Origin of the sequence: Nocardia sp. NPDC023733, assembly GCF_040639775.1 — a bacterium.
Classification (GTDB): Bacteria; Actinomycetota; Actinomycetes; order Mycobacteriales; family Mycobacteriaceae; genus Nocardia; species Nocardia rosealba.
In genome coordinates, this window is sequence record NZ_JBFAAN010000002.1 from 229,819 (window position 1) to 254,205 (window position 24,387).

At 68.2% G+C, this 24,387-nt stretch carries 22 protein-coding genes and 1 tRNA gene; 10 read left to right on the forward strand and 13 right to left on the reverse strand.

All coding sequences use genetic code 11. The features are described from left to right. Positions 1–67 precede the first annotated feature (67 nt). Positions 68–1,249 (reverse strand): aminotransferase class V-fold PLP-dependent enzyme, encoded by a 1,182-nt coding sequence (locus AB0F86_RS12450; protein WP_356985837.1) that lies wholly within the window; start codon positions 1,247–1,249, stop codon positions 68–70. A gap of 123 nt (positions 1,250–1,372) precedes the next feature. Between AB0F86_RS12450 and egtA the strand changes: the two genes are divergently transcribed. From egtA to egtD, 4 genes are all read left to right on the forward strand, one after another. After that, on the forward strand, positions 1,373–2,650 hold the full coding sequence (gene egtA, locus AB0F86_RS12455) for an ergothioneine biosynthesis glutamate--cysteine ligase EgtA (RefSeq protein WP_356985836.1): 1,278 nt from the start codon (positions 1,373–1,375) through the stop codon (positions 2,648–2,650). An 82-nt stretch (positions 2,651–2,732) separates the two neighbouring features. Then, positions 2,733–4,067 (forward strand): ergothioneine biosynthesis protein EgtB, encoded by a 1,335-nt coding sequence (gene egtB / locus AB0F86_RS12460; RefSeq protein WP_356985835.1) that lies wholly within the window; start codon positions 2,733–2,735, stop codon positions 4,065–4,067. Beyond that, on the forward strand, positions 4,067–4,900 hold the full coding sequence (gene egtC, locus AB0F86_RS12465) for an ergothioneine biosynthesis protein EgtC (protein ID WP_356985834.1): 834 nt from the start codon (positions 4,067–4,069) through the stop codon (positions 4,898–4,900). The genes egtB and egtC overlap by 1 nt, the downstream gene beginning before the upstream one ends. After that, positions 4,897–5,868: an L-histidine N(alpha)-methyltransferase gene (egtD, locus tag AB0F86_RS12470; protein ID WP_356985833.1), complete on the forward strand. Its 972-nt coding sequence runs from the start codon at positions 4,897–4,899 to the stop codon at positions 5,866–5,868. Before egtC ends, egtD begins: the two co-directional genes overlap by 4 nt. A 69-nt stretch (positions 5,869–5,937) precedes the next feature. Here the strand turns inward: egtD and AB0F86_RS12475 are convergent, their stop codons facing one another. The 6 genes from AB0F86_RS12475 to AB0F86_RS12500 form a co-directional block, all read right to left on the reverse strand. Beyond that, on the reverse strand, positions 5,938–6,267 hold the full coding sequence (locus tag AB0F86_RS12475; protein WP_181696674.1) for a hypothetical protein: 330 nt from the start codon (positions 6,265–6,267) through the stop codon (positions 5,938–5,940). Between the two features lie 55 nt (positions 6,268–6,322). Then, entirely contained in the window at positions 6,323–6,964 is a 642-nt protein-coding gene (locus AB0F86_RS12480; protein WP_356985832.1) for a DUF2461 domain-containing protein, read from the reverse strand. A 14-nt stretch (positions 6,965–6,978) separates the two neighbouring features. Further along, the gene (locus AB0F86_RS12485; protein WP_220139019.1) at positions 6,979–7,410 is read right to left on the reverse strand and encodes a hypothetical protein; all 432 of its coding nucleotides are present in this window, start codon (positions 7,408–7,410) and stop codon (positions 6,979–6,981) included. Positions 7,411–7,536: 126 nt separating this feature from the next. Then, positions 7,537–8,517: a ribose-phosphate diphosphokinase gene (locus AB0F86_RS12490; RefSeq protein WP_181696672.1), complete on the reverse strand. Its 981-nt coding sequence runs from the start codon at positions 8,515–8,517 to the stop codon at positions 7,537–7,539. Beyond that, positions 8,514–10,004 (reverse strand): bifunctional UDP-N-acetylglucosamine diphosphorylase/glucosamine-1-phosphate N-acetyltransferase GlmU, encoded by a 1,491-nt coding sequence (gene glmU, locus AB0F86_RS12495; RefSeq protein WP_181696671.1) that lies wholly within the window; start codon positions 10,002–10,004, stop codon positions 8,514–8,516. The genes AB0F86_RS12490 and glmU overlap by 4 nt, the downstream gene beginning before the upstream one ends. Before the next feature lie 98 nt (positions 10,005–10,102). Then, positions 10,103–10,173, reverse strand: a tRNA-Gln gene (locus tag AB0F86_RS12500). Positions 10,174–10,515: 342 nt separating this feature from the next. Here AB0F86_RS12500 and AB0F86_RS12505 point away from each other — a divergent pair. Together AB0F86_RS12505 and AB0F86_RS12510 are read left to right on the forward strand one after the other, a co-directional pair. Continuing rightward, positions 10,516–11,142 (forward strand): TetR/AcrR family transcriptional regulator, encoded by a 627-nt coding sequence (locus AB0F86_RS12505; RefSeq protein ID WP_181696670.1) that lies wholly within the window; start codon positions 10,516–10,518, stop codon positions 11,140–11,142. 169 nt (positions 11,143–11,311) lie between these two features. Next, a complete protein-coding gene (locus AB0F86_RS12510) occupies positions 11,312–11,959 on the forward strand; it encodes a TetR/AcrR family transcriptional regulator (protein ID WP_067485534.1) in 648 nt (215 codons plus the stop codon). Here AB0F86_RS12510 and AB0F86_RS12515 read toward each other — a convergent pair. Then, positions 11,956–12,579 (reverse strand): TIGR03085 family metal-binding protein, encoded by a 624-nt coding sequence (locus AB0F86_RS12515; RefSeq protein ID WP_356985831.1) that lies wholly within the window; start codon positions 12,577–12,579, stop codon positions 11,956–11,958. The genes AB0F86_RS12510 and AB0F86_RS12515 overlap by 4 nt on opposite strands. 118 nt (positions 12,580–12,697) lie before the next feature. Here AB0F86_RS12515 and mfd point away from each other — a divergent pair, with 118 nt between their 5' ends. The 4 genes from mfd (at position 12,698) to AB0F86_RS12535 (ending at position 18,286) form a co-directional block, all read left to right on the forward strand. After that, positions 12,698–16,306, forward strand: a complete 3,609-nt coding sequence (gene mfd, locus AB0F86_RS12520; protein WP_356985830.1) for a transcription-repair coupling factor — start codon at positions 12,698–12,700, stop codon at positions 16,304–16,306. Then, a complete protein-coding gene (locus AB0F86_RS12525; protein ID WP_181696667.1) occupies positions 16,303–17,004 on the forward strand; it encodes a MazG family protein in 702 nt (233 codons plus the stop codon). Before mfd ends, AB0F86_RS12525 begins: the two co-directional genes overlap by 4 nt. A 201-nt stretch (positions 17,005–17,205) precedes the next feature. Continuing rightward, entirely contained in the window at positions 17,206–17,685 is a 480-nt protein-coding gene (locus tag AB0F86_RS12530; RefSeq protein ID WP_225278688.1) for a pyridoxamine 5'-phosphate oxidase family protein, read from the forward strand. Between the two features lie 25 nt (positions 17,686–17,710). Next, positions 17,711–18,286, forward strand: coding sequence for a TerD family protein (locus AB0F86_RS12535; RefSeq protein WP_067485544.1), 576 nt, complete (start codon positions 17,711–17,713; stop codon positions 18,284–18,286). Positions 18,287–18,332: 46 nt separating this feature from the next. Here the strand turns inward: AB0F86_RS12535 and AB0F86_RS12540 are convergent, their stop codons facing one another. The 5 genes from AB0F86_RS12540 to AB0F86_RS12560 are packed head-to-tail and all read right to left on the reverse strand — an operon-like array spanning position 18,333 to position 24,294. Next, on the reverse strand, positions 18,333–19,724 hold the full coding sequence (locus AB0F86_RS12540; protein ID WP_356985829.1) for an MATE family efflux transporter: 1,392 nt from the start codon (positions 19,722–19,724) through the stop codon (positions 18,333–18,335). 37 nt (positions 19,725–19,761) lie between these two features. Then, complete coding sequence (locus AB0F86_RS12545) at positions 19,762–20,796, reverse strand: cysteine synthase family protein (protein ID WP_356985828.1); 1,035 nt, start codon at positions 20,794–20,796, stop codon at positions 19,762–19,764. 24 nt (positions 20,797–20,820) lie between these two features. Next, the gene (locus AB0F86_RS12550; RefSeq protein WP_356985827.1) at positions 20,821–22,206 is read right to left on the reverse strand and encodes an alanine racemase; all 1,386 of its coding nucleotides are present in this window, start codon (positions 22,204–22,206) and stop codon (positions 20,821–20,823) included. Then, complete coding sequence (locus tag AB0F86_RS12555; RefSeq protein ID WP_356985826.1) at positions 22,197–23,207, reverse strand: ornithine cyclodeaminase family protein; 1,011 nt, start codon at positions 23,205–23,207, stop codon at positions 22,197–22,199. Before AB0F86_RS12555 ends, AB0F86_RS12550 begins: the two co-directional genes overlap by 10 nt. Beyond that, the gene (locus AB0F86_RS12560; RefSeq protein WP_356985825.1) at positions 23,179–24,294 is read right to left on the reverse strand and encodes a TauD/TfdA family dioxygenase; all 1,116 of its coding nucleotides are present in this window, start codon (positions 24,292–24,294) and stop codon (positions 23,179–23,181) included. Before AB0F86_RS12560 ends, AB0F86_RS12555 begins: the two co-directional genes overlap by 29 nt. Between the last annotated feature and the right edge of the window lie 93 nt (positions 24,295–24,387).

Sequence of the window (24,387 nt, forward strand, 5' to 3'; positions counted from 1 at the left end):
CGACTGCTCTGGCCACACCGGGGCAATTGCCTGCCGGAGGCAGCGGGCCGAACGTGTGATCCGCCGGTCAGCGCTGTGTCAGGGTTGCCAAGGTCGCGACGAAACGGTCGAGATCGGAGCGGCTGACGAAGTAGTGCGGTGAGGCGCGCAGGATGGCGGGCAGCGCGCGGTCGGTCATGTCGAGCAGCGCCGAGGTGGCGCGGCTGACGGTGACGGTGACGGCGTGCTCGGCGAGCCGGTCACGCAGCTGGTCCGGATCGTGGCCGTCGACGGTGAACGAGACGATGCCGCTGTGCTCGGTCCCCAGATCGCGCACGGTCACGCCGGGCAGGTCGGCCATGGCTTCGCGCAGGTATTCCGCGCCGGCCGCCACCGCCGCGTAGGCCTCGGCGGGTCCGAGTTCGAGCAGGTAGTCCACGGCGGCGCCGAGGCCGAGGCGGGCGGCCACATCGCACTCCCAGAACTCGAAGCGCTGGGCGCCGTCGGCGAGGCGGTAGTCGGTGGGGCCGGTCCAGGTGGCGCTGTGCAGGTCGAGGCGGGCGGGTTCCATCGTGTGCGCCAGTTCGTTACGCACATAAAGGAATCCGGTGCCGCGCGGGCCGCGCAACCACTTGCGGCCGGTGGCGGACAGGGCGTCGACACCGAGTTCGATCACGTCGATCGGCAGCTGGCCGATCGATTGGCAGGCATCGAGCAGAACGATCGCACCGGCTTGTTTCGCGATGCGGGTGGCCTCGGCGACCGGGTTCACCAGACCGCCGTTGGTCGGCGCGTGCTGCAGCGAGACCAGGCGTACGCGCTCGTCGAGCATGTTCGCCAGGGCGGTGGTGTCGAGGCGGCCGGTGTCGTCGCTGGGAATGCGCTCGACCACCGCGCCGGTGGCGGCGGCGCGCTGCAGCGCGGCGATGGCATTGCTCGCGTAGTCGGCGCCGGAGATCAGCACGCGGTCGCCGGGGCGCAGCGGCACCGAATAGGCGAAATCGGCCCATGACCTGGTGGCACTGTCACTGAGCGCGATGGTGTCGGGGGTGGCGCCGATCAGTGTGGCGATGGAGGTCTTCACGGCGGCGAGGTCGTCGAGTCGTTCGTTTGCCGCACGGTAGCCACCGATGTCGGCTTCGCGACGAAGATGGGCGATCACGGTGTCGGTGACGATGCGCGGCGGCAGCGACGAGCCCGCGCTGTCGAGGAAGACCTTGCCGTCGGCAAGGCCCGGCGTGGCGGCGGTAATGGCGGCGAAATCCAGCATGGCGACGACCCTAGCGCCGATCGGTGTTCGGTTTCTCGACACTTTTTCTGTCGGTGTCTATCGCTACCCTGGAATGAACGACATGCGCCGAGCCCCGGCGGCGCTCACCACGTGGAGGTTGGCATGGCGGTCACCCTGGAACGTTCCTCCTGGCCGGATTCCGCCTGCGACCAGGGCGAATTGTCGTCGCGGGCGGCGGCCGAGGCCTACGTGGGCGGTGTCTGTTTCAAGCTCGGGCCACCCACGCTGATCGGTGCCGAACTCGAATGGCTCACCGCCGGACCCACCGGCGCAAGACCCTCGCTCGACCAGCTCTCCTCGGCCCTCGGGCCACATGCTCCGACTTCCCTCGCCCCTGCCTCACCCGCGCTTCCCCTGCCCGGTGGCAGCGCGGTGACCATCGAACCCGGTGGTCAGATCGAACTCTCCAGCGCACCTTTCGCCGATCCGGCAGAGCTCACGCGGAATCTGCGGGCAGATGCGGCCCGTTTGCGGGACTTGCTCGCCACCAGGGAAATCACCGTCACCGCCGCGTCCGCCGACGCGCACCGCCCGGCCGAGCGACTACTTCGATTGCCCCGATACGCGGCGATGGAACGCGCGTTCGCCGGCATCGGCCCCTTCGGCGGCCTGATGATGTGCAATACCGCCGCCACCCAGGTCAGCGTCGACGCCGGGGCCGACCCGGCCGAGGTGCGCGCCCGCTGGACCGCGCTCTACGTGCTCGGGCCCGCGCTGATCGCGGCGTTCGCGTGCTCGCCCACATTGCACGGAATACCCTGCGGGGATTGGGTTTCCCAGCGTATGCGCACCTGGTTGCGGCTCGATCCGGCTCGCACCAGGCCGCCGGTGTCCGACTGGGCCGACCCGATCACCGCCTACGCGCGCTGGGCGCTCGACGTGCCGCTGCTGTGCGTGCGCTGCACCGAACCCGACGCCGACTGGTCGCCCCCGCCGGGTGCGACCTTCGCCGACTGGCTCTCGGGCGCACTCGACGACGAGGTCGGCCGCCGCCCCACCCGCGCCGACCTCGACTACCACCTCACCACCCTGTTCCCGCCGGTCCGAGCCTCCGGACACCTCGAGGTCCGCTACCTCGACACCCAACCCGGCGATACCTGGACCACCCCGATCCACCTGTTCGACGCCCTGCTCTCGACACCCGAAGTGGTTGCCGAGGCAACAGCTCTCGCGGCCCCGGTCGCGGGGGAGTGGACCACGGCCGCGCGCCACGGACTGCTCGACCCGCAGGTGCGCCAGGTAGCGGTGGACGTACTCGAACTGGCGGCACAGCATGCCAGAACACCCGCCGCAGCACAGGAATTGGCCGACGCGGCGCGTCGATGTCGCCTGGCCCGCAGCCCCTCGGACCAGCTGGAGAGCTCGGAGGGTTCGCGATGAATCGACGCCGCGCGCCCGATGGGCCGACCCTGCCTGCCGCTGTGAAGATCCCTGTCGCCCAGCCTCACTCGGAGATCCGCTCGTGACACTTTCCGCACCCGCCGACCATGCCGACCGCGAACGTACACGAGCCAGGATCGCCGAGGTGCTCGCTCGTGCCCGCCACCGCACCGCAATGCTCACCGACAGTGTCGACGAGGCCGACCTCGTCGCGCAGCATTCACCGCTGATGTCGCCGCTGGTCTGGGATCTCGCCCACATCGGCAACCAGGAGGAGCTCTGGCTGGTGCGCGATGTCGGCGGCCGGGAACCGGTGCGCAGTGATATCGACGAGCTGTACGACGCCTTCAAGCACGCCAGGGCGAACCGGCCCGCGCTGCCGCTGCTGAATCCCGAGCAGGCACGTGGCTATGTGGGCACCGTGCGCGAGAAGGTCTTCGACGTTCTCGAATCCAGTCCACTGCTGGGAAACCCACTGGTGGACAATGGTTTCGCCTTCGGGATGATCGCTCAGCACGAACAGCAACACGACGAAACCATGCTGGCTACCCACCAGTTGCGCCTGGGCGCACCGGTGCTGTCGGCGCCACCCGCGCCGTCCGCGCCGGTTCCGATCGACGGTGAAGTAGTCGTTCCCGCAGGCGAGTTCGTGATGGGTACGTCAGCCGATCCCTGGGCGCTGGACAATGAACGGCCCGCGCATCCGGTGTATGTGGAGGGTTTCGCCATCGATGTCGCCCCGGTGACCAACGAGCAGTACCTGGCGTTCATCGACGACGGCGGCTACGAGCGCCGTGAGCTGTGGTCGGAGCGTGGGTGGGCGCACCGGCAGGAGGCGGGGCTGGTCGCGCCGCAGTTCTGGGAGCGCGAGGGGAGTCAGTGGTACCGAAGGGTTTTCGGGGTGCGTACCGCGTTGCGGCCACGTCAGCCGGTGGTGCATGTGTGCTGGTTCGAGGCGGAGGCCTATGCGCGGTGGGCGGGTAAGCGGTTGCCCACCGAGGCGGAGTGGGAGAAGGCGGCGCGGTTCGACCCGGCCACCGGAGCGTCGCGGCGCTATCCGTGGGGCGAGGACGAGCCGAGCGAGCGCACCGCCAACCTCGGCCAGCGACATCTGGAACCGGCCGAGGTCGGCGCGTATCCGGCCGGTGCGTCGGCAACCGGGGTGCACCAGCTGATCGGTGACGTCTGGGAGTGGTGTTCCTCCGGCTTCGAGGCCTACCCGGGGTTCCGTGCGTTCCCGTACCGGGAGTACTCGGAGGTCTTCTTCGGTGGGGACTACCGGATCCTGCGCGGCGGTTCCTTCGGTACCGACGAAGTGGCCTGCCGTGGCACCTTCCGCAACTGGGACCACCCGATCCGCAGGCAGATCTTCGCCGGGTTCCGCCTGGCCCGCGACCTGCGCGAGGACGAACGCTGATGTGCAGACACCTCGGCTATGTCGGCCAACCGGTCGCGGTCGGTGAATTGGTGTTGCGCGGCTCGCATTCGCTCTACGCCCAGTCCTGGGCGCCGCTCGATATGCGTGCCGGCGGCACCATCAACGCCGACGGTTTCGGCGTCGCCTGGTGGCGCCGCGCGGAGGTCGGCATGGACGGCGCTCGCGACGCGGTGACCCGCTACCGCAATCCCGCCCCCATCTGGACCGATCCGGCTGTCGCCGAGGTCCTCGGGCAGCTCGAGTCCCGAGCGGTGCTCGCGGCCGTCCGCTCGGCCACCGTCGGCATGCCGATCGAACGCTCCGCCTGCGCCCCCTTCACCGACGACCACTGGGCCTTCAGCCACAACGGTGTCGTGCAGGAGTGGCGAACCACCCTGCCCGCCGTCCTCACCGACTTGGCGCCCCTTCTCGACCCGTCCGCCTCGGCCTCGATGTTCCTGCACGCCGAAGCGCTCACCGACGCGGCGGCACTGTGGGTCGTGCTGCGCGCTCTGCTCGCCGCGATCGACCCCGACGGTCCGGTCACGTCGCCGGCCGACGCGCTGCGATTACTGGTGACCACCGTGCTGCGTCATCAGCCCAATGCCCGCTTGAATCTGTTGCTCGGCAACGGCTCCGAGCTCTGGGCCACCACTTGCTGGCATGCCTTGTCGGTGCTGGTCACCGACGATTACGCCGTGCTGTCCTCGGAGCCGTACGACGACGATCCACGGTGGCGACCGATCGCGGATCGTCAGCTGGTGACCGCCTCGCCCGGCCACTGCACCATCACCGCTCTGGAATTCCCCGCCACCGAAAGGGTCCGTTCATGACCGCGCCGCTGCTGGACATCCACCTCACCGACGCCGATCTCACCGAGGCCCTGCGAGCCGACGCCCGCGCCGGACTCACCGCCGCCCCGAAGTCGCTGCCGCCCAAGTGGTTCTACGATGCCCGCGGCAGCGAATTGTTCGAGGCGATCACCGAACTGCCCGAGTACTACCCCACCCGCACCGAACGGGCGCTGCTGCGCGATGTGGTCGACGAGATCGCGGCCGCCGCTCGCGCCGATGTACTGGTGGAACTCGGCGCGGGCTCGGCGGCCAAGACCCGGCTGCTCCTCGACGCGCTCACGGCGGTCGGTTCGCTGAAAACCTATGTGCCACAGGATGTTTCCGCATCGGCCCTACGCGGCGCGGCAACCGAACTGGCCGACGAGTACCCGAACCTGTCCGTGCACGGTGTGGTCAGCGACTTCACCGACACCCTGCACAACCTGCCGAGGGGCGGGCGCCGGATGATCGCCTTCCTCGGCGGAACCATCGGTAACCTGGTGCCCGCCGAGCGCGCGGAATTCCTGGCCGGCATCAACGAGGTCCTCGAACCCGGGGAACTGCTGCTGCTCGGCGCGGGCCTCGTGGTCGCCCCCGAGATCGTCGTTCCCGCCTACGACGACGCCGCGGGTGTCACCGCCGAGTTCAACCGCAATGTCCTGCACGTCCTCAACAACCGGCTGTCCGCCGATTTCGAGCCGGACAAGTTCGAGCACGTCGCGCTCTGGGATCCCACGAACGAGTGGATCGAAATGCGCCTGCGCGCGACCGAAGCCATGACCGCGACCGTCGCCGATCTGGGCCTCACCGTCGACTTCGCGGCGGGCGAGGAGATGCGCACCGAGATCTCGGCCAAGTTCCGCCCCGAAGCCCTCAGCGCCGAACTCGACGGCGCGGGCTTCACCCCCACCCACACCTGGACCGACCCCGAGAACCGCTTCACCCTCGTTCTGGCCGAGCGTCGTTGACCGTGACTACGACGGAACTGCCGCGGTCGGCAGGAGGTCGATCGAGCAGGTCGTCAGGGTGTGGCGGTTCTAGAGGTCGAGTTCGTCGGCGACCCCTTCGCCGCTGATCAGGTTCTCGTCCCCGTCGAGGTCGGCGTTGTCGAGGGAGTCCTCGTCGAAAGCGCGGACGGCGGCTTCTTCGGCGGGGCGCTCGTCTTCTTCCATCTCCTCGTGGCGCTCGCCGCTCTCGGTCCACTCCTCGGACAGTTCCTCGCTGATACCGAGGAAGCCGTCGGCGTCGGCCTCGCGGTTGCGGATCACGTAGTCCGCGGGCGGGTCTTCGATATTGCGTTCGTATTCGATGATGTCGTCGGCCTGATCGTCGTCGCCCATGTCCATGTCCAGCGGTTCACGGCTCATGGTGCCAGTATCGGCCCGTGGGCCGACCGGCGCCGGGAAGGCACGCCCGCGCGGATCAGTCGACGCCTTCGAGGACGGCGGCGAGCCATTCGATGAGCGGACGTAGCTCGTTCCAGGCTCGCCGGACCTCGGTGACGCCCGCGGGGGTCTCGAGCCAGTCGGGTGCGCCGTAGTCGCGGCGAACGATCAGCGACTTGTGGCGGAGCAGTTCGATGCGCGGATGGTCGGCGGGGTAGCCCTTGGGGCGGGTCTTGAGCTGTTCGCCGCCGAGGTCGAAACCGGCGGCCGTGATCGCGGCCAGGATGCTCTCCAGCTCGCGGCCGCGCACGTCGTCGTCGATGGTGGCGCGCAGGACGGCCAGGGCACTCGGCGCGGGTCGGAAACAGCCGCCGCCGACGGACAGCCCGGCCGCGCTGATCTGCACATACCAGCCCACACCCGGGGAAAGATGGACCACCGCGCCCTGATGAGTCTTGTAGGGCGTCTTGTCGGCGGAGAAGCGCACGTCGCGGTAGGGCCGGAAAACTCTGGCGTCCCCGAATTCGGCCGCCAGTTCGGCGGTGAGCGCGACCATCGGCGCCCGCACCGCCTCGTCGTAGGTGTGCTTGTGCGCGGTCCAGAAGGCCTTGGAGTTGTCGGCCTCCAGATCCTCGTAGAAGTCCAGGCCGGCCAGCGGGAAACCGGTGAAAGCGTTCATCGTGCGTGCGGTTCTCAGTTCTGTGACGGGATGATGTCGGCGTCGAAGAAGAACACCCGGATCGCCAGTCCCGCGAGCAACGCGAACAGCGCCGCCACGGCCGACCAGTTGCCGAGCGGTTCACCCTTCTTGCTCCCGTACAGCCCTGCCGCGATCCCGAGCACTCCGAAGATGATCGGGAAGAACAGCAGGGCGATCACGGCGAACACGAACGCCACTGTCGACCAGGTCTTACCCGCGGGCGCCTCGACATCACCATCGGAGTCGTCGACGGGCAACCCACCGTAGGACACCTCGGGCCTGCCGGGATATTTGGCCTCGTGCGCGCCATGGGATGGCTCGACCGGCTCGTCCGACAGCGAATACGACACCTCGGGCCGCTCCGGCTTGGCATGCCGAGGCCGGTACTCGCCCTCCCCGGATCCGGATTCCTGCGGTGTGCTCATCGAGACCTCCCAGATCGGGCTATCGTCGGGCTACCGTTCCCAGTATCACCCAACGGACCCTCGGCACCACGATGCCGACACACGAACGGCCCCCGGCGCGATGCCGAGGGCCGTCAGTGAGCAAACTCAAGCGTTGCCGTTGAACAGGCCCGTCACCGAGCCGTTTTCGAAGACCTCGCGGATGGTGCGGGCCAGCAGCGGCGCGATCGACAGCACCGTCAGCGTCGGGAACTTCTTCTCCTCGCTGATCGGCAGAGTGTTGGTGATGACGACTTCCTTGGCACCGCAGTTGGCGAGGCGCTCGGCGGCCGGGTCGCTGAGCACACCGTGGGTGGCCGCGATGATGACATCGCCCGCGCCGGCTTCCTTGAGCACCTTCACCGCACCGGCGATGGTGCCACCGGTGTCGATCATGTCGTCGATCAGCACGCAGGTGCGGCCCTCGACGTCACCGACGACTCGGTTGGACTTCACCTGGTTGGGGACCAGCGGGTCGCGGGTCTTGTGGATGAACGACAGCGGGGTGCCACCGAGGGCGTCGGCCCACTTCTCGGCGACCTTCACGCGGCCGGCGTCGGGGGAGACCACGGCCAGGTTGTCGGTGGAGTAGTTGGTGCGGATGTAGTCCGACAGCTGCACCAGCGCGTGCATGTGATCGACGGGGCCGTCGAAGAAGCCCTGGATCTGGTCGGTGTGCAGGTCGACGCTGATGATGCGGTCGGCACCGGCGGTCTTGAGCAGGTCGGCGACCAGGCGGGCGGAGATGGGCTCGCGGCCGCGGTGCTTCTTGTCCTGGCGGGCGTAGGGGTAGAACGGCAGCACGGCGGTGATCCGCTTGGCCGAACCGCGCTTGAGCGCGTCGATCATGATGAGCTGTTCCATCAGCCACTGGTTCAGCGGGGCCGGGAAGCTCTGCAGCACGAAGGCGTCGGAACCGCGCACCGACTCCTCGAACCGGACGAAGATCTCACCGTTGGCGAACTCACGCGCGGTCTGCGGGGTGATGTCGACATCGAGTTCCTTGGCGACCTGCTCGGCAAGCTCAGGATGTGACCGGCCGGCGAAGAGCATCAAGTTCTTCTGATTGTCGATCGAGAACGCGGTCACTGCTGGTTGCCATCCTTTTGCTCGATTGCCTTGTTCGACGTCTCGTCTGCCGCGATGGCTTCCGCCGCCGCGCGTGCCGCAGCGGTTCCGGGACGGTAGCGCTGCACCCAGTTCTCAATGGTGCGCTGTGGCCCACCCGACACGGCAAGTGCCCCGGGTGGAACGCTCCTGCGCAGTACAGTACCCGCACCCGTATAGGCGCCGTCACCCACGGTTACCGGAGCGATGAACATGGTGTCGCTGCCGGTCCGCACGTGGGAACCGACCACAGTGTGGTGCTTGTTCACCCCGTCGTAGTTCACGAAAACACTGGACGCGCCGATGTTGCTGTACTCGCCGATCGTCGCGTCGCCGACGTAGGTGAGGTGCGGAACCTTGGAGTGCGCGCCGACCGTCGCGTTCTTGGTCTCGACGAACGCGCCGAGCTTGCCGTGCTCGCCGAGCACGGTGCCGGGGCGCAGATAGCTGAACGGTCCGACGTTGGCGTTCTCGCCGATCTCGGCCTGCTCGCCGTGGGTGCGCACCACCTTGGCGCCCGCGCCGACGATCACATCGGTGAGCGTGGTATCGGGCCCGATCTCGGCGTCCTCCCCGATGTGGGTCTCGCCGAACAGCTGGGTTCCGGGGCGAAGGACCGCGTCGCGCCCGATCCGCACACTCGCGTCGACCCAGGTGGTGGCCGGATCGATGACGGTGACGCCCGCGCGCATGTGTCGCTCGAGGATGTAGCGGTTGAGCGTGGCACCGGCCTGCGACAACTGCACGCGGTCGTTGACCCCGGTGACCTTGTTCGAATCGACCAGTCGCGCGCCGTGCACGGGATGCCCGGCCTCGCGGGCCAGCCGCAGCACGTCGGTGAGGTAGAGCTCGTGCTGGGCATTGGCCGTGGACAGCCGCCCGATCATGGTGCGCAGCACGGCGGCGTCGAAGGCGTAGACGCCGGAATTGACCTCTTTGATCTTGGCCTGGGCCGGGGTCGCGTCGGCGTGCTCGACGATCTCGGCGACCTGACCGTCGTCGTCGCGCACGATCCGGCCGTAGCCGTTCGGGTCGTCGGGGACGAAGGTGAGCACGGTGACCGCCGGTCGTTCGGCGTAGCTGCGGTGCTCGTCGAGCAGGGCGCCGAGGGTGTGCCCGTCGAGCAGCGGCACATCGGCGGAGGTGACGAGCAGGTCGCCGGTGAAATCGGCGGGCACGGCCTCGAGCGCGCACTGCACGGCGTGGCCGGTGCCGAGCTGCTGTTCCTGTACCGCACAGACGATTTCGCGTCCGAGTTCCTTGCCGACCTCGGCGACGGCGGCGCCGACCTTGTCGCGGTCGTGCCCGACGACGGTGATCAGGTGGGTGGGGTCGATCTCCGCCGCGGCGTGCAGCGCGTGCGAGAGCATCGAGCGCCCCGCGAGCGGATGCAGCACTTTCGGAGTCTTCGACCGCATTCGCGTCCCAGCCCCGGCTGCGAGAACGACGACGGCGGTCTGCGGTGGCATGGATCTCCCTCGGCTGCCGGTCAGCGAGTGTGCTGTGGCGGGTTCGGTCGGTCGGTGATGGGGTGCGGGCCGACGATACGTCACTGTGCCCGTGTGTGCTCCGCCGCCAGGACTCGAACCTGAACTATCTGAACCAAAATCAGAGGTGCTGCCATTACACTACGGCGGATCGCCACACCAGTGGGCTGTCAGAGCCCACCACTGTGCTACGGCACGGCCATGATCCTCGCATAGCAGTCCGCCTCTCCGCGAATTTTGGCTTGCCCGCCACTCCGCGAATTTTGGCCGGACTCAGGTGCGGGACGAGTCGGAAACGCGGCAAGCGTGCGGAAGTGGCCTGGTCAGCCGGTACCCGACGAGTTACCCATGTGCTCGCGAGATCAGTCGTCGGCAGGGTGGGGATGTGGTGGCGTTGTGCGGTCTGAGACAGTTGGGGGTGGTGGGTCCGGCAGGTGGTGGAGAGGCAGGGAAGTTGTCTTCTAGTGATCCGGGTCGGGTGGCCAGGCCGAGAATGACCGGTACGCAGCGGCGCCAGCAGTTGATCGAGATCGGTCGCGCGTTGTTCGCGGAGCGGGGCTACGACGCCACGTCGATCGAGGAGATCGCGCAGCGTGCGCAGGTGTCCAAGCCGGTGGTCTACGAGCATTTCGGGGGTAAGGAAGGGCTCTACGCGGTGGTGGTCGACCGCGAGATGTCGATGCTGCTCGACATGGTCACCTCCTCGCTCACCCAGAACCGGTCGCGGTTGCGGCTCGAACAGGTGGCGCTCGCGCTGCTCACCTACATCGAGGAACGCACCGACGGATTCCGCATCCTGGTGCGCGACCAGCCGGCGCCCAACGCCGACGGCCGGTACTCGAGCCTGCTCAACGAGGCCGTCAATCAGGTGGCGCACATTCTCGCGGGCGACTTCGCCCGCCGCGATCTCGACACCAGCCTCGCCCCGCTCTACGCCCAGGCGCTCGTCGGCATGGTGTCGACGGCGGCCACCTGGTGGCTCGACGAGCGCACCCCGCCGAAGGAAGTGGTCGCGGCGCATCTGGTGAACCTGTGCTGGAACGGTTTGAGCCACTTGGAAGCCGAACCGGGTCTCAGCTCCGAATGGAATACGAACATCGCGGGGCCCAAGCCGGGGTAACCGGTCGATAGCGCCCGTGCCGGAAGCGAATCCAGGATTCGGGTGCCCCCGAAGGGTCTGGTGGTACGGTTCACCCATCCTTTTGGGTGCTGCCGGGCGGTATGTCGATCAATTTCGGGATGTCGGTCTACTTCAGGATGGCTGGATTATTGGATGACAGGCGGATCTGATGGCTAGGCAAGCGCGCGCGGAGATCACCCGCGACTCCGTCCTTGCTGGCGCTGCCGATGTCTTTCTCCGTTTGGGCTACGCCAACGCGAGCCTCAGCGAAATCATCGCGCAGTCCAATGTGACCAAGGGCGCCTTGTACTTTCACTTCGGCTCCAAGGAGGAGCTGGCACGGGCGGTGGTCGATCAGGGCAACGAACGGCTCATCGGGTCGTGTCAGGGTTTCTTCGATTCCCGGGTGCCCGCGCTCGAGGCGTGCATCGGCATCACCTATGTGGTCGCCGATCTGTCGATGAACGATCCGATGGTCGGTGCGATGCTCAAACTCACCCACCAGATCGGTGACTATCGGGGCGCCCAGGGCGACAACATCGCCAAGACCTGGGGTGAGACCTACCGGGTGCTGTCGGAGCGGGCGATCTCCCAGGGCGATCTGCTCGCCGATCTCGACGCCGAGGTGGTCGGGCTGTTGCTGCAGGAACTCACCGCGGGCGTGCACATCGTCGCGGTGGGCACCGAGTCGATGGATCAGATGGCCACCCGGATGGAACGGGCCTGGTATTTCCTGCTGCCCTCGATCGTTCCGCCCGAGAAGCTGTCGTATTTCCGGGAGTTCGCGGCGCGCCGGTTGCGCCGCTACGTGGTCTAGACGCTGCGGTCGGTGGCGAGCACGGCCCGCACGTCGGCGTCGGGTCCGCTCGCCTCGATCCGCACCTCGTCGCGACCGAAGGCGTGCAGCAGCAGTTCCGACGGCGGGCCGGTGAGCACCACCGCGTCGCCGGTGCCCGCGTGCGCGGTGATCCGTTCACCGTCCGGCGTGGCCAGCACCAGCGGCACGGGCGACCTGCGGTAGTTCGCCCGGGCGATCGCCCGCAGCGCCCGCCACAGCCGCTGCTCGTCGGTATCGGCCAATTGCCTTGGTTCCCAACCTGGTTCGCCGCGGCGGATGTCTTCGTGGTGGATGAACATCTCGGTCAAGTTCACCATCGCGTCGACCGGGCGCAGCGGTGACCACAGCGGTGGACCGGTGCGGATCTGCTCGGCGAGCTCCGGGAACGGGCGCTGCCGGATCTTGGCCTGTTGTCTGTCGAGGTAGCCCGCCATCGGCTTCAGGAGGATGCCGAGCGCGGCATCGGGCCTGCGTTCGCGCACAACCAGGTGGGCGGCGAGGTCGTAGACGGTCCAGGTGCCGCACAGCGTCGGCGCTTCGGCACCCGCCGCGAGTGCCGACCGAACAAGGGCGTGGCGTTCACGTTGAGCCAGACTCACGCTTGCGACCCTACGCCGCGTGGGCGGAGTCTCGCCCAGCTCGGGGAGATGTCGGACCCGGTGACTAGACTTTGCTACGTCCTCCTCGACCATCCCGTCTGCGCATTCAGGAGCGTTCATGTCCTCCCTTCGTCCCCCGCTCGCCGGTCTGGCCGAGGCGGCTGGGGGTGATGCCGCGCTGCGGACGGTGGCCGATCTGGTCGGCAAGTCCGGGGTGGAACTGGTCGCCCCCTCGGCGGTGCGCGCGTTCGTCGCGAGCACCGTGGCCGCCCAGCGTCCGCTGGTCGTCGTCACGGCGACCGGCCGCGAGGCCGACGACCTGACCGTCGAGCTGGCCGAGATGCTCGGCGACTCGGTGGCGATGTTCCCGTCCTGGGAGACGCTGCCGCACGAACGTCTCTCACCCGGACCCGACACGGTCGGGCGCAGACTCGAGGTGCTACGCAGGCTCGCCCACCCCGACGACCCGGTGTACCCGGAACCGCTGCGTGTGGTGGTCACCACGGTGCGGTCGCTGATGCAGCCGATGACGGCGGGCCTCGGCGATATCGAGCCCATCGTGTTGCGCGTCGGCGAGGACCACGACTTCGACGCCCTGCTCGCGCGCCTGGTCGAATTCGCCTACACCCGTGTCGACATGGTCGGCAAGCGTGGCGAGTTCGCGGTGCGCGGCGGCATCCTCGACCTGTTCCCGCCCACCGCCGATCATCCTGTGCGCGTGGAGTTCTGGGGCGACGAGGTCACCGAGCTCCGCCCGTTCGCCGTCGCCGATCAACGCTCCATCGACGATCTGAGCGTCGAGGTGGTCGTGGCCCAGCCGTGCCGCGAACTGCTGCTCACCGAGCCGGTGCGCGAACGCGCCGCCGCGGTCGCGGTCGACAATGCCGCCGACGCCGCGCTCGTCGAAATGCTCGACAAGATCGCCGAGGGCATCCCGGTCGACGGCATGGAGGCGCTGCTTCCCGTCCTGGCGCCCGGCAAGCTGAGCCTGCTCACCGAGGCTCTGCCCGAGGGCACCCACCTGCTGCTGTGCGACCCGGAGAAGATCCGTACCCGCGCGGCCGATCTGGTGCGCACCGGCGAGGAATTCCTCGAGGCCTCCTGGACGGCGGCTTCCTTCGGCAGCGACGCCCCGCTCGGCGCGCACGGTCTCGACCTGGCCGCCTCCGGTTACCGTTCGCTGCCCGAATTGCACGGCAGCGCAGACGAACTCGGGCTGCCGTGGTGGACGTTGAGCCCGCTGAGTTCCGGCGATCCGGTCGAGGTGAACCTGCCGGTGCTGGCGGGCCCGACCGCGCGTGGGTCGGAGGATCTGGTCGCGACCATCTTCGCCTCGCTGCGCGCGCACGTGGCGACCGGTGGGCGTGCCGTCGTGGTGGTCACCGGGCACGGCACCGCCCAGCGTGTGCTGGAACGGCTCGGTGAGGCCGAGGTGCCCGCCGCACTCCTTCCGGCGGGGGCGGTTCCGGAGCCGGGCGTGGTCGGTGTGCTGTGCGGTTCGCTGCACGACGGGCTGATCTTCGACGACGCGGGCCTGGTCGTGGTCGCCGAATCCGATCTCACCGGCAACCGGGTCACCGCGCCGAGCGAGGGCAAGCGGCTGCCCGCCAAGCGCCGCAACCAGGTCGACCCGCTGGCGCTGTCGGCCGGCGACATGGTGGTCCACGACCAGCACGGCATCGGCCGCTTCGTCGAGATGATCGAACGCACCGTCGGCGGTGCGCGCCGCGAATACCTGGTGATCGAGTACGCGCCGAGCAAGCGCGGCCAGCCCGGCGACCGGTTGTTCGTGCCGATGGAGTCGCTCGATCAGCTCTCCCGCTACGTCGGCGGCGAGCTGCCGAGCCTGTCCAAGCTGGGCGGTTCGGACTGGGCGAACACCAAACGCAAGGCGCGCAAGGCCGTTCGCGAGATCGCCGGTGAACTGGTGCAACTCTATGCCGCCCGCCAGGCCGCGCCGGGACACGCCTTCGGCCCGGACACCCCGTGGCAGCAGGAGATGGAAGACGCGTTCGCGTTCACCGAGACCGTCGACCAGATGACCGCCATCACCGATGTGAAGGCCGATATGGAGAAGCCCGTCCCGATGGACCGCGTGGTCTGCGGCGACGTCGGCTACGGCAAGACCGAGATCGCGGTGCGCGCGGCGTTCAAGGCGGTGCAGGACGGCAAGCAGGTGGTGGTGCTCGTCCCCACCACCCTGCTGGCCCAGCAGCACCTGCAGACCTTCACCGAGCGGGTGGCGGGCTTCCCGGTGACAGTGAGGGGCCTCTCGCGCTTCACCGACGCGTCCGACTCCAAGGAGATCCTGGCCGGGATGGCCGACGGATCGGTCGACATCGTGGTCGGCACCCACCGGCTGCTGCAGACCGGGGTCCGCTGGAAGGACCTCGGCCTGGTGATCGTCGACGAGGAGCAGCGCTTCGGTGTGGAACACAAGGAGCACATCAAGGCGCTGCGTACCCACGTCGACGTGCTCACCATGTCGGCCACCCCGATTCCGCGCACCCTGGAGATGAGCCTGGCCGGCATCCGCGAGATGTCGACCATCCTCACCCCGCCCGAGGAACGTCATCCGGTGCTCACCTACGTGGGCGCCTACAACGACAAGCAGGTCACCGCCGCCATCCGCCGCGAGCTGATGCGCGACGGTCAGGTGTTCTACGTGCACAACCGGGTGTCCTCGATCGACAAGGCCGCCAAGAAGATTCGTGATCTGGTGCCCGAGGCGCGGGTGGTCGTGGCGCACGGGCAGATGAACGAGGACCAGCTCGAGCGCACCGTGCAGGGTTTCTGGGAGCGCGAATACGACGTGCTGGTGTGCACGACGATCATCGAGACCGGTCTCGACATCTCCAATGCCAACACCCTGATCGTGGAACGCGCCGACTCCCTCGGCCTTTCGCAGCTGCACCAGTTGCGCGGCCGGGTCGGTCGTTCGCGCGAGCGCGGGTACGCCTACTTCCTTTACCCGCCGGAGAAGCCGCTCACCGAGACCGCATACGACCGGTTGGCGACCATCGCCCAGAACTCCGATCTCGGCGCCGGTATGGCGGTGGCGATGAAGGACCTCGAGATCCGTGGCGCGGGCAACGTGCTCGGCGCCGAACAGTCCGGTCACGTGGCGGGCGTCGGTTTCGATCTGTACGTGCGGCTGGTCGGTGAGGCGGTGGAGGCCTACCGGGCCGCGGCCGACGGCAAACCGATCGTCACCGAGGAGATCAAGGAGGTGCGGATCGACCTGCCGGTCGACGCGCACATCCCGCCCGACTACATCGCCAGCGACCGGCTGCGGCTCGAGGCATACCGCAAACTCGCCTCCGCGCAGGACGATTCGGCGCTGGCAGCCGTCGTCGAGGAGCTCGTCGACCGGTACGGGCCGGTGCCGGTGGAGGTCGGCAGGTTGGTGTCGGTGGCGAAGCTGCGGCTGCTGGCACGCGAGTACGAGGTGTCCGAGATCGTGGTCACCGGCTCGACATTGAAGATCGCCCCGTTGAATCTGCCCGACTCGAAACAGATGCGGCTCAAGCGGATCTACCCCAGCGCCACCTACCGGGCGGCCAGCGGAATGGTGCAGTTGCCGCTGCCGCGGGTCACCGACAGTGTCGGCGCCGACCGGGTCCGCGATGTCGCGGTGCTGCAATTCGTCGCCGACCTGCTGCTCGTGCTCGACGGCAAACCACAAGGGATGGTGGATCTTTCGGTGCCCGCCGAGGCGAGCGTATGAGCGAGGCGCAGGAAGCGGCCGATACCGCCGTCGTCGCGGCGGGCCTGGCCGACGCCGTTCGGGTGATGGACCGGCTGTGGCACTTCGGCGGCTGGGAAACCACCCAGACCCACGATTCGCTGCGCCCCTACCTGCTCGAGGAAACCTACGAACTGCTCGACGCCATCGGCTCCGGCGACTACGAGACCATTAAGGAGGAACTCGGCGACCTGCTGCTGCAGGTGCTGTTCCACTCCCGGATCGCCGAAGCCGCAGGCGAATTCACCGTCGACGACGTGGCGGCTGCGCTCGTCGGCAAGCTGGTCCACCGCAGTCCGCACCTGATCGAGGCCGACCTGCCGCCCGGCATCTCGGTGGCCGAGAAGATCGCCGCGCAGGAAAAGGCCTGGGAGGAGCGCAAATCCGCCGAGAAGGCCCGCCGCTCCTGCCTCGACGGCATCGCCATGGCACAGCCCGCCCTCGCGCTCGCCGAAAAGGTTCGGTCCCGCAGCGCCCGCGCCGGCCTGCCCGACGACCTGGTCCCCGGCGCACTGCGCACGGTGGAGCTGGGTGGCCCGGACTCCGCCGAGGAACGCCTGCGCAAGGCCACTCTCGATTTCGCCTCGGCCATCCGTGCGGCCGAGGACGCGGCGGAATCGGCGCGCGGGGAGCGGTTACCGCTGACGGCCGAGGACTGGCGCGCCCACTGGCCGCGCTGACCACGCGCGACACCGCGAGATCGGTTCCGGTCGAACCCGAGTGCGGTACACAGCTACCCGACGGCTAACGATCTTGGTCGGGTGAATGCCCAGCGATCGCTGCCGAGACGTTAGCGGCAAGTGGCACAGCGCTTTAGACTCGGTGGCGAGCTCGCTGTTCGCGGCGGGCTGGGGTGTCCGACGATCGTCGAGGTGAGGTAGATGGCAACAGAAGTCGATCCGGTAGAACACGGCGAGTTGACAGATCATCCCGAACTCGACGTGTTGCCGGTGTGGCCACAGGAAACCATCGCGGTACTGGTCACCACCGATCCCGCCCCGCACGCCATTCCGGTTTCCTGGCCGGTGCGCGCGGGCGACCGGCGCATCCTCATCAGCCTGCGCACCAATCGTGGGTCGCTCGCCCGGTTGCGGGAGCGGCCCGAGGTGGCGTTGCTGATCCTGGGTGGCGGCAATGTGGCGTTGTCGGCCCGTGGCCGGGCGACGGTGATCGCCGAGCAGATGCCCGAGGCCGAGGACTACGCCGCCGTGCGGATCGACGTCGATGTGATCGACGACCACCGTCAGTCGGCCTTCGCGGTGGACCGGGGCATCCAGCGAACGGTTCTCGACGACACCGAGCTGCGCGCCCTGGAGGGCCGGGTCGAGACCTTGCGCACCTGGGCCGAGCAGCAGCACTGAACACGATCAGGACAGAAGGGTTTTCATGAGCGTCTCACTCGCCAAGGGCGGCAATGTCTCGCTGTCGAAGCAGACCGACAACCTCACCAAGGTCGCAGTCGGTCTCGGCTGGGACGTGCGGACCACCACCGGCGCCGACCACGATCTCGATGCCAGTGCGTTGGCGACCGGGGCCAACCTGAAGGTGCTGTCGGACCAGCATTTCGTGTTCTACAACAACCTGCGTTCGCCCGAGGGGACCATCGAGCACACCGGTGACAACCTGACCGGTGAGGGCGACGGTGACGACGAGGTGATCAATGTCGACCTGGCCGCCACGCCGCCGTCGATCACGAACATCTTCTTTCCCGTGTCGATCCACGACGCCCAGGCGCGGGGGCAGTCCTTCGGACAGATCCGCAATGCCTACATCCGGGTGACCGATGCGAACACCGGTGTCGAGCTGGCCCGCTACGACCTGTCCGAGGACGCCTCGACCGAGACCGCGATGGTTTTCGGCGAGCTGTACCGGCACAACAACGAGTGGAAGTTCCGCGCCATCGGCCAGGGATACGCGTCCGGTCTCGCGGGGATCGCCCGCGATTACGGCGTGAATATCTGACGGTTTCGCACGACGAACGGGCGGCGGTCCTGGCGACCGCCGCCCGTCATCCTGCCTGGGTCGCGGGAATGCGCGGGAGCGGAGTCGTACTCGCCTGGTCGAGCAGGCTGAAGTACTTGCGGAGCATGAGCGCTGCCGTCGTGGCCAGGCCTGCCGTGAGGCCCCACCAGACGCCCGCCGCCCCGAGATGTAGCGGGAACGCGAACAGCAGGGCGGCCGGGATGCCGACACCCCAGTAACCGACGAGCGAGAGCCGGAAGCCCGCGGAGGTTTCCTTGAGCCCGCGCAGCAGGCCCGTCCCGATGTTCTGGGCGGCGTCGAAGAACTGCAGAACGATGCCGATGAGCAACAGCGTGTGGGCGATCTCGACGGTCGCGGTGTCGGAGGTGTCGAGGAACGGCGCGAGCACCACGTCGGGGGCAAGGACGTAGACCGCCCCCGTGACGATGGCGAGCACGCCCGCATGGCGCAGGGCAAGCCAGGCCAGCGACTTGGCGTGGCTGTACTCGTCGCGGCCCACGGCATGGCTGACCAGGATCGACGCACCGTGCGACAGGCCGATCGCGACCTGGAAGACGATGTAGATGATCTGGTACACGACATTGTGCGCGGCCAGGGCGGCCGGGCCGAAACTCCCCATCACCAGCGCGAGCACCGAGAACATGCCCGCCTCGGAACCGTAGGTCAGGGCGATGGGTGTGCCGAGGCGAAGTTCCTCGCGCACGGTCGCCCAGCGCACCGGCCACGGGGTCCGCGGCAGGGTGGCGCCGAGCTGTTCGTCGCGGCGCACCATCGCCCAGAACACCCCGAAGGTGATCAGGAAGACCAGCGAGGTGGCGATGCCGACGCCGGTCAGACCGGAGGCGGGGATGCCCGCCCAGCCGTGGATGAAGGCGAGCGCGAGCACCAGGTTCAGCACGACCGAACCGAGCGTCACCATCAGCAAGGCCTGGGGACGCTGCATGCCCACGGTGTACTGGCGCAACACCTGGAACCACAGGCACGGCAGCAGGCCGGGTGCCAGCGCGATCATCATCGGCCGGGCCAGATCGAGAACGGCGGTGTCCTGCCCGAGCCACGACAGGGCCCAGCCGAGACCGATCAGCACCGCACCACCGAGCAGGCCGGCGATGGTGGCGATGACGAACGCCGCCCGGACCACCGCGCGCACCTCGTCGTCGGCCGACTCGCCGCGTTTGCCCGCCGCGCCGAGAGCACCGGCGATCTGATTTCCGGTGCCGGTGATCAGGCCGACGCACATGGTGCGGATCTGGTTGAACAACACCAGCGCCAGGCCGCCCGCCGCGACCTGCGCGACACCGAGCGTGCCCATCAGCACGAGATTGGTGGTGGACACCGCGATCTGGGCCAGCTGGGTCAACGCGATCGGCGTCGCCAGCTTGGCCAGTGCGCTGGTGTCGGTGTTCTTACCGTTCACCAGCGCTCCCCGGTCTCCGTTTCGCGCGCGATCGCGCTCACCTGACCTCCATCAGTTCGTCGTGGCGCCGCAGCGGTGAGTACCGGCGCAGCAGTGTGGTGACCTCGCATTCGGCGGCCGGGTCGAGCAGCTCGCGCGCGCTCATCCAGTCGTCGTCGAACACGGTGTCCAAGTACTTCTCGCCACCGTCGCACACGATGGTGACCACGGTGGAACCGGCCGGGAATTCCTCGAGCCGGGCCAGAGCATTGTGCACCGAACCGCCCGCGGAACCACCGATCAGCAGACCGTGTGTCCTGGCGACGGCGCGGGCGGTGGCGAACGCGTCGACATCGCTCACCTTCACACCCTCGTCGAGCAGGCTGTAGTCGACCGCGGTGCCGATGGTCGCGCCCGGCGGGGTGCCGGTGCCCGACTGCCAGTACGGGCCGCCCTCGCCGCCGAAGGCGATGGACCCGACCGGCTCCACCCCGATCACCTTCGGTACGCAGCCGAGTTCACGCAGGCGGGTGGCGGTGCCGAACAGCGACCCGCCGGTACCGACCGCCGACAGCAGGATGTCGACCCGCTCCACCTCGGCCAGCAATTCCTCGGCGACCGCGTAGTAGCCGACGGCGTTGGCGTCGTTGTTGTGCTGTTCGGTGAAGAAGGCGTCGTCGCGGGCAGCGGCCATCGCCTCGGCGAGGTCCTCCCGTGCCGAGGTGGCCAGTTCGTCGTCACCGTCGTCGGCGACGAACACCAGGTCGGTGCCCATGGCCTTCATCGCGCGCAGTTTGTCCCTACAGGCGTGGTTGTCGACCACGGCGGTGAACCGATAGCCACGTTCGGCCGCGACCACCGCCAAGCCGAGCCCGGTATTGCCGGACGTAGATTCGATGATATGCCCGCCATCGCGCAGCAAACCGCGCCGCTCGGCATCGTCGACCATCGAGCGGGCCATCCGGATCTTGGCTGCGCCGGTGGGGTTGAACTGTTCGAGCTTGAGCAGCAGGCGGGTGCCGCTGTCGGTGACGGCCAGCTCGAACAGCGGAGTGCGGCCGATCAGATCCGTCACGCGCGTGACGAGAGCCATGGGGTTTCCTCCATCGGAAGGGGGTCAGCGGGAAGTGTCGTCGAGGGTCCAGCGCAGCCGGTCGGCGCGCTCACGCAGCACGACCTTGGGCGGCAGGGGGAGTTCGTGGAACGGTGACTCGTTGGAATCCATCTGATACCCGGCGGTGTTCGGGTAGATCAGCAGGTCACCGACGCGAGCTCGGCGGGGCAGCGGGATGCGCCGCCTGCTGAGCAGATCGGATTCCAGGCAGGTTGTCGCGCCCACGCAGGTGGGGGTCGTGGTGCCGGGTCGCTGCGGCCACAGCACCGGGTCGGGCAGATATTCGCTGGCGAACCACTGTTCGGACAGGCTCAGGCTGGTGCCGTCGACGGTGAGGATGTCGTACGGGTGACCCTGTGTCGTACGGGTTTTCACGCCTTGCACGCGGAAGACGGAACTGCCCGCGCGATCGAGCAGAGCGCGTCCCGGCTCGACAGCCACGCGTATGCCGTCGTCACGCAAGCTTTTCGCGAGGCCGTTGTGTGCAAGGACGGCGCCGAGCATGTCTGCACCCGGTGACGGGAAATGATAGGGGTAGTAGTCCTCCGTCGGCGCGCTGCCGTGAAACCAGTTGTCGGTGAGTGTTTCCCGGAAGCACGACCATGAATCGGCATCGAGGTAGTCCACGCCGAAGCCGCCGCCGATCGAGATGAGGTCGGCGGGATGGCCCTCGGATCGTGCCCTCAGGCAGTGGTCGACCAGGGCCGTGGCTTGTTCGGCGCGGGCGGTGGCGTCGTAACCGGACAGATGGAAGCTGAAGCCGGACAAGCTGATCGGCCCGCCCGGGGTAATTGCTCCGATCGTCTGCGTGAGTTCCTGAGGATCCAGACCGAACCGGCTCGTCGATCCCTCCGGCAGCACACGAAGCACGATCCGGGCAGGCAGGTCGAGCGCGGCGAGCCGGTCGAGTTCGTCGACGGCATCGATCGCGATGAGCGCGCCATGACGTGCGGCCAGCCACAGTAGATCGTCGGACTTGGCGGGCCCGGTGACCATCAGATCCTCGCCGCGCACGCCCTGCGCCAGTGCCGCGACCAACTCGCCGGTACTGGCCACATCCACGCCGGCACCGGCCTCCGCGCACGCACGGACCACACATGCCGCCTTGTTCGCCTTCTTCCCGAAATAGACGAACCCGTCGACACCGGCGTCGGTGAACGTCGCCTGAAAGGCCTTGACGTTCACCGTGACCCGCTCCGGAAACAGCACGTGGAACGGTCCACCGACCGCTTCGGCGATGTCGCCGAGCAGCAGTGGATCATCGAGCAGACGTTGCTCCACCGCATCGATGTAGGCGGGCATCGGCGGTGCGCAATGGGACAGGCCATCGACTGTGCCCGAACGGAATTCGTCGGCTACCTGGGCGGAGTCGACGCCGGCTAGTCCCACAGCGGCACCTCCGTACCTCGCCCCTCGGCGATCGCGCGCGCCGCCAGCGCATGGGCGACCGCGATATCGGTGAGCACCAGCCCGCTGTTGTAGACGAAGATCTTCTCGTCTTCGGAGCGACGGGCCGTGGCCGCGCGGGTGAGGATCTGGGGGAGTTCGGCGTCGACCGAGCGCAGCGTGCCGTCCGGTCCCGCCATGTCGGTGCCGGTCAGCGCCATCTGTGCGGCGCTGGTCGCCACCACCCGATCGGCGTCGACCAACGTCGACGGTGCCAGCCCGTAGCCCACGAGCACCGCGACGGAACCCGGTGCCAGATGCGAGGATTCGAGCGCGACCTCCGTGCCGGGACCGGCCGTCGCCAGCACCACGTCGGCGGTGGGTGCCGCTGCGTACGGATCGTCCACCTGTTCCAGCACCGCGTGCGGCACCTCGGCGGCCAGCTGCGCGTGCACCGCCGCCAAGCCCTCGGCGTGCGTGCCGTACACCATCAGCTTGCGTAGCTGCGGATTCGCCGCGAGCAGGTGTGGCAGCGCGTTGCGCCCCTGCGTTCCGGTACCGATGAGCAACGCGCTCTCGGCACCACGGCGGACCGTCTCGCGCACCAGCAGTGCCGACACCGCCGGAGTGCGCAACGCGCCCACCCGGGCACAGTCCATCATCGCGATGGGGGCGCCGGTGGTGTCGTCGTAGAGGGTGATGGTGGTGTAGTACCGCTTGGTGCTGCGGTCGTGACCCGGGTCGAACTTGTAGGAGGTCTTCATCGCCACCACGCGGCGGCGACCGTCGCGGCCGAGCATCGCGTACGACACCGACGAGCCACCCGGATCGGCGACGCTCAACTTGCGCGGGTTGTCGGATTCGCCCGCGGCGAAGGCGAGATAGGCCTCCTCGACGGCCCGTACCACCTCGGCGGGCGTGATCGGCACATCGGCCAGATCGCTGCGCGAGAGCACTCGGAGCCCGACGCTGCGGTCACGGTTGTTCAACGGATCCTCGTTCATCTGCACTGTCCTGCCCTGCCGTCCGATCGGTGCGCGCCCGATACGGCGCGATCACCTCTTGCCCGTACCCATTCTCGGACGCTTCCTCGCTCCGCCGACGACGTTCCGGCAGGCGGATATTGACGCGCTTGAGCCACCGATCGGTGCCGTCGTAGCGGGCGCGGAACGGCACCCGGCCGTGCACGGCCACATCGTTGTCGACGAGCAGGAGCTCGCCGGGAGCCAGCGCCGGAGCGTGACAGACACGCGCGAGTTCGGCGGTGAGCCGGGCGTAGGCCGCGCGGAACGCCGGGTCGGCGTCGTCGAGCGGGGTATAGGCGGGGTCGTATCTGATGGTGTCGCAACCGTTTTCGTCCACCCAGACGGTAGGCAGCGGTGGCGCGAACGATCCGAAGTCGGTGCCGTAGGAGACATCGGGCAGGATCGGCACCGTAGGGGTGGCCAGGATGCGGCGGTCCTCGTCGCTGAGTTCCACCTCGCGGATCGAGGACACGGTGGTAGCCACCCGATCCGGATTGCGCACGCACGCCAGCATCAGCAGATTGGCGCGTTCGGCGTGGAAGGCGTCCTCGGAGTGCGGGCTCAGCAGCGTCGCGCTGCTCGCGCCGGACTGTTCGTGCTCGTGTCCGACGGCGGGCACGATGTTGTTGACCAGCCGCCCGTTCTGCTGACCGAGCCAGCCGAACAGGTCACCCGCGCACCGGGCGAGCAGCAGCAGGATGATGTCGAGTTCGAGCGAGCCGTGATGGGTCGGGTCGCCCGCCGACACGGCCGCGCTCTGCCAATCCGCAGGCGTCGGGCCGAATTCGGCGTCGCTCACCGGCAGGCCGCGCACCACGGTCGCACCCGCCGCGGTGGCGGGTGGGCGAACGGCGTGTCGCACGGATGCCGGGAGTTCGCCGGCGCGGCGATCGATCTCGGCCAGCAGGGCGGCGTCGTGCAGGGTCTCGGTGTGCGGTGGGTCACTCAGTTGATGTCGGATGTCGGCGGCGAGGCGGCGAACGGCCTTGGCGGCGTCCGGCTCGAACTCGCGGTACTCGATGTCGTGCAGGTGAATCGTTTTACGTTCGGAGAGAACGCTTTTCACCGGCCTTCCCTTCTTCGCATCGGTCGAACGCGGGTGGTGGAGACTCGATGAGCGAAGGTAGTGCCTGGCAATGGATTAGGCAAGACTTACCTA

Coding starts and splice junctions, on each gene's coding strand:
- AB0F86_RS12450 (WP_356985837.1), bottom strand. CDS start 1,249: ATGCTGGATTTCGCCGCCATTACCGCCGCCACGCCGGGCCTTGCCGAC.
- egtA (WP_356985836.1), top strand. CDS start 1,373: ATGGCGGTCACCCTGGAACGTTCCTCCTGGCCGGATTCCGCCTGCGAC.
- egtC (WP_356985834.1), top strand. CDS start 4,067: ATGTGCAGACACCTCGGCTATGTCGGCCAACCGGTCGCGGTCGGTGAA.
- egtD (WP_356985833.1), top strand. CDS start 4,897: ATGACCGCGCCGCTGCTGGACATCCACCTCACCGACGCCGATCTCACC.
- AB0F86_RS12475 (WP_181696674.1), bottom strand. CDS start 6,267: ATGAGCCGTGAACCGCTGGACATGGACATGGGCGACGACGATCAGGCC.
- AB0F86_RS12480 (WP_356985832.1), bottom strand. CDS start 6,964: ATGAACGCTTTCACCGGTTTCCCGCTGGCCGGCCTGGACTTCTACGAG.
- AB0F86_RS12485 (WP_220139019.1), bottom strand. CDS start 7,410: ATGAGCACACCGCAGGAATCCGGATCCGGGGAGGGCGAGTACCGGCCT.
- glmU (WP_181696671.1), bottom strand. CDS start 10,004: ATGCCACCGCAGACCGCCGTCGTCGTTCTCGCAGCCGGGGCTGGGACG.
- AB0F86_RS12505 (WP_181696670.1), top strand. CDS start 10,516: ATGACCGGTACGCAGCGGCGCCAGCAGTTGATCGAGATCGGTCGCGCG.
- AB0F86_RS12510 (WP_067485534.1), top strand. CDS start 11,312: ATGGCTAGGCAAGCGCGCGCGGAGATCACCCGCGACTCCGTCCTTGCT.
- mfd (WP_356985830.1), top strand. CDS start 12,698: ATGTCCTCCCTTCGTCCCCCGCTCGCCGGTCTGGCCGAGGCGGCTGGG.
- AB0F86_RS12525 (WP_181696667.1), top strand. CDS start 16,303: ATGAGCGAGGCGCAGGAAGCGGCCGATACCGCCGTCGTCGCGGCGGGC.
- AB0F86_RS12530 (WP_225278688.1), top strand. CDS start 17,206: ATGGCAACAGAAGTCGATCCGGTAGAACACGGCGAGTTGACAGATCAT.
- AB0F86_RS12535 (WP_067485544.1), top strand. CDS start 17,711: ATGAGCGTCTCACTCGCCAAGGGCGGCAATGTCTCGCTGTCGAAGCAG.
- AB0F86_RS12545 (WP_356985828.1), bottom strand. CDS start 20,796: ATGGCTCTCGTCACGCGCGTGACGGATCTGATCGGCCGCACTCCGCTG.
- AB0F86_RS12555 (WP_356985826.1), bottom strand. CDS start 23,207: ATGAACGAGGATCCGTTGAACAACCGTGACCGCAGCGTCGGGCTCCGA.